Origin of the sequence: Ancylobacter sonchi (assembly GCF_018390695.1) — a bacterium.
Lineage (GTDB): Bacteria > Pseudomonadota > Alphaproteobacteria > Rhizobiales > Xanthobacteraceae > Ancylobacter > Ancylobacter sonchi.
In genome coordinates, this window is the sequence record NZ_JAHBGF010000040.1 from 1 (window position 1) to 3,856 (window position 3,856).

General features: G+C 69.9%; 3 protein-coding genes. All 3 read right to left on the bottom strand.

All coding sequences use genetic code 11. The features are described from left to right. Positions 1 to 175 precede the first annotated feature (175 nt). The 3 genes from KHC28_RS24060 to KHC28_RS24070 all read right to left on the bottom strand — a co-directional run bounded on the left by KHC28_RS24060 (position 176) and on the right by KHC28_RS24070 (position 3,854). Positions 176 to 1,579 (bottom strand): NAD(P)(+) transhydrogenase (Re/Si-specific) subunit beta, encoded by a 1,404-nt coding sequence (locus tag KHC28_RS24060; RefSeq protein ID WP_214010932.1) that lies wholly within the window; start codon positions 1,577 to 1,579, stop codon positions 176 to 178. Between the two features lie 10 nt (positions 1,580 to 1,589). Further along, positions 1,590 to 2,072, bottom strand: a complete 483-nt coding sequence (locus KHC28_RS24065) for a proton-translocating transhydrogenase family protein (protein ID WP_214010933.1) — start codon at positions 2,070 to 2,072, stop codon at positions 1,590 to 1,592. A gap of 795 nt (positions 2,073 to 2,867) precedes the next feature. Then, positions 2,868 to 3,854, bottom strand: a complete 987-nt coding sequence (locus KHC28_RS24070; protein WP_312893328.1) for an NAD(P) transhydrogenase subunit alpha — start codon at positions 3,852 to 3,854, stop codon at positions 2,868 to 2,870. Between the last annotated feature and the right edge of the window lie 2 nt (positions 3,855 to 3,856).

Below are 3,856 nucleotides of genomic sequence, written 5' to 3' on the forward strand. Positions count from 1 at the left end.
TCCGCACGATCCACCCGGACAGGGGCGGCGCGAGGGTCGGCGCCGGGCTTCGTGAGGCCCCCCGCAAGGGTCGCTCGCGCTCGCCTCGCAGGCGTCCGTGTGGCCCTCGCGAGCTCCCCGCGAGAGGGCTCTTCGGGGGGCTCGCGAGCCCCCTCCTCCCTCTCCCCTCGCCCGCTCAGTGGGAGAGGTTCTTCACCACGTCCTCGACCATCTTCTTGGCGTCGGCGAACAGCATCATCGTGTTGTCGCGGAAGAACAGCTCGTTCTCCACGCCGGCATAGCCCGCCGCCATGCCGCGCTTGATGAACAGCACCGTCTTCGCCTTCTCGACGTCGAGGATCGGCATGCCGTAGATCGCCGAGGTCGGGTCGGTCTTCGCCGCCGGGTTGGTCACGTCATTGGCGCCGATCACGAAGGCGACGTCGGCCTGCGCGAACTCCGAGTTGATGTCCTCGAGCTCGAACACCTCGTCATAGGGCACGTTGGCTTCCGCCAAGAGCACGTTCATGTGCCCGGGCATGCGGCCGGCGACGGGATGGATGGCGTACTTCACCTCGACGCCCTCCTCCTTCAGCTTGTCGGCCATCTCGCGCAGCGCGTGCTGCGCCTGGGCGACCGCCATGCCGTAACCGGGCACGATGATCACCTTGGCGGCGTTCTTCATGATGAACGCCGCGTCCTCCGCCGAGCCCTGCTTCACCGGGCGGCTCTCCACCGCGCCGGCGGGACCGGCCGCCGCGTCGCCGCCGAAGCCGCCGAGGATCACCGACACGAAGGAGCGGTTCATGCCCTTGCACATGATGTAGGACAGGATCGCGCCCGACGAGCCCACCAGCGCGCCGGTGATGATCAGCGCCGTGTTGCCCAGCGTGAAGCCGATGCCCGCCGCCGCCCAGCCGGAGTAGGAGTTCAGCATCGACACCACAACCGGCATGTCCGCGCCGCCGATCGGGATGATCAGCAGGCCGCCGAACACCAGGCTGGCGATGACGATCAGCCAGAACACCGTGTGGCTCTCGGTCAGCGTCAGCACCACCACCAGCAGCACGATCAGCGCCGCCAGGCCGGCATTGATGACGTGGCGGCCCGGCAGCAGGATCGGCTTGCCGCTCATATTGCCGTTCAGCTTGGCGAAGGCGATCACCGAGCCGGTGAAGGTGATGGCGCCGATGGCGACGCCGAGGCTCATCTCGACCAGCGCCTGGCCGTGGATGGCGCCGGGCAGGCCGATGCCGAAGGCCTCGGGGGCATAAAGGGCAGCCGCCGCCACCGCCACCGCGGCGAGGCCGACCAGCGAGTGGAAGGCCGCCACCAGCTGCGGCATCTGCGTCATGGCGATCTTGCGGGCGATCACCGCGCCGGCGCCGCCGCCGATGGCGAGGCCGCCGATCACCAGAAGCCAGCCGCCGATGCCGGCCGGCGGCGAGGCCGACAGCGTCGTCAGCACGGCGATGGCCATGCCGATCATGCCGAACAGGTTGCCCTGGCGCGAGGTCGCCGGGCTCGACAGCCCGCGCAGCGCCATGATGAACAGTACCCCGGAGACGAGGTAGAGCAGCGCGACGATATTGGCGTTCATCTCCGCGCCCTCACTTCTTCTTCGAGTACATGGCGAGCATCCGGCTGGTCACCAGGAAGCCGCCGAAGATGTTCACCGAGGCCAGGATCAGCCCGAGGAAGCCGAAGCCGCGCGCCCAGCCGGTGCCCTCGGCCACCGTGTCGACGCCGACCGCCAGTAGCGCGCCGACCACGATCACCGAGGAGATCGCGTTGGTGACGCTCATCAGCGGCGTGTGCAGCGCCGGGGTCACCGACCACACCACGTAGTAGCCGACGAACACCGCCAGCACGAAGATGGCGAGCCGGAACACGAACGGGTCGATCGCCCCGCCGGTCAGCGTGTGCGCCACCGCCCCCGCCGCCTCGGCGAGACCGCCACTGTGGGCCGCCTGCGCCGCCGCATCGGCATAGGCCTGCGCGGCTTCCGCCGCCCGCTTGGCGACTTCCGCCGCCGCCCGGGCGCCTTCCAGCGCCGCTGCCGGATCCGCCGGCACCCCCGATGGATTGGCCATCCTGTTCTCCCCGTTCTCTCAAGGACCGGCCCCGGGATCCTGCCCCCGTGCCGCCCGCCGCTTCGTCTGTATCCGTCGTCGTGTCGTTTCTTGTCGTCGTTGGTGCCGGCGCTGCGTGTGGCTCGCGCCGGCCTCTCATCGTTTCTCTCGGCGACGGGAGCGTCGCTCCCGTCTGAAGATCGTTGCCGGGCCGCCCGGTCCGGTGCCCTCGGGCTCGCACCCGTAGAGCCGGGACCGACGGGAGGCACGCTACCGGAGAACCGGCGAGCGGTGTTCCCCCCTCACCCCACCCCTCTCCGTCCAGACCGGATATATCCCGTCTGGACCCTCCAGTACCGAACCCGGCAACAGCCGGGGTCGGCGGGGAGAGGGAGCCGGTCGCATCAGCTTCGGAGCGTCTCCTCTCCCCTAAAGAAGAGGGAGCCGGTCGCATCAGCCTCGGAGTGCCTCCGTCACCTCTCCCAGAAAGGGAAGAAGGCAACCGGAGACCCAGATCCGGGCCCCTTACCTCTCCCCACCCCATGCGGCTGTTGCCGCATGGGGCTCCCGAAGATCGACGTCGGCAACATCCGACGTCGAGGAAGAGGTCGGCGCATAGCGCCGGGTGAGGGGGAACACCGCCGAAACCTGAAGAGCGAGGAGGAAACCTGTCACTCGAACGGACGCGCCCGCAAAGGCGAAGAGCCGGGACCCAGGCCGGTCTTCCCGAACCCGCCGTCCCGGGCGATCCCGGATCGGCCGGTGGCGGTGCGGGAGGAGGTCGCTTCAGAAGCGCCCCGTCCTCAAGCCCTCGCCTCAGGCCGCCGCCGTCTCGACCTTACCGCCGAAGTTCGGGTGCACCACCGACCCGCCACGGGTCAGCAGCGTCGCCTTCACCAGCTCGTCGTCCCACTTCACCGCGAGCGCCTTGGTGTTCTTGTCGATCAGCGTCTCGACGAAGGCGTAGAGGTTCTTGGCGTAGAGCTGCGACGCCGTCGCCGCCAGCCGACCGGGCACGTTGAGATGCCCGACGATCTTGACCCCGTTCGCCGTCGTCACCACCTCGCCGGCCACCGCGCCGACGACATTGCCGCCGCGCTCCACCGCGAGGTCGATGATCACCGAGCCCGCCTTCATCGACGCCACCATCTCCGCGGACAGCAGCTTCGGCGCCGGACGGCCGGGGATCAGCGCCGTGGTGATCACGATGTCCTGCTTGGCGATGTGCGAGGCCACCAGCGCCGCCTGCTTGGCCTGGTACTCCGCCGACATCTGCTTGGCGTAGCCGCCGGCGGTCTCCGCCTGCTTGAACTCCTCGTCCTCGACCGCGATGAACTTGCCGCCGAGGCTCTCCACCTGCTCCTTCGCCGCCGGCCGCACATCGGTCGCCGACACCACCGCGCCGAGCCGGCGCGCCGTGGCGATCGCCTGCAGGCCGGCGACCCCGGCCCCCATCACGAACACCCGCGCCGCCGGCACCGTGCCCGCCGCCGTCATCATCATCGGGAACGCCCGGCCGAACTCGGCCGACGCGTCGATCACCGCCCGGTAGCCGGCGAGGTTGGCCTGCGAGGACAACACGTCCATCACCTGCGCGCGGGTGATGCGCGGCATCAGCTCCATGGCGAACAGCGAGGCACCGGTGGCGGCGATCTCGGCGAGCGCCGCCTCATTGCCATAGGGATCGGCGATGGCGATCACCAGCGCGCCGGGCGCGACCTTGCCGAGGTCGGCGGCCGCCGGCCGGCGCACCGCCAGCACGATCTCCGCCCCGGCACCCGCCGCGAGGTTATCCGCCGCGATCG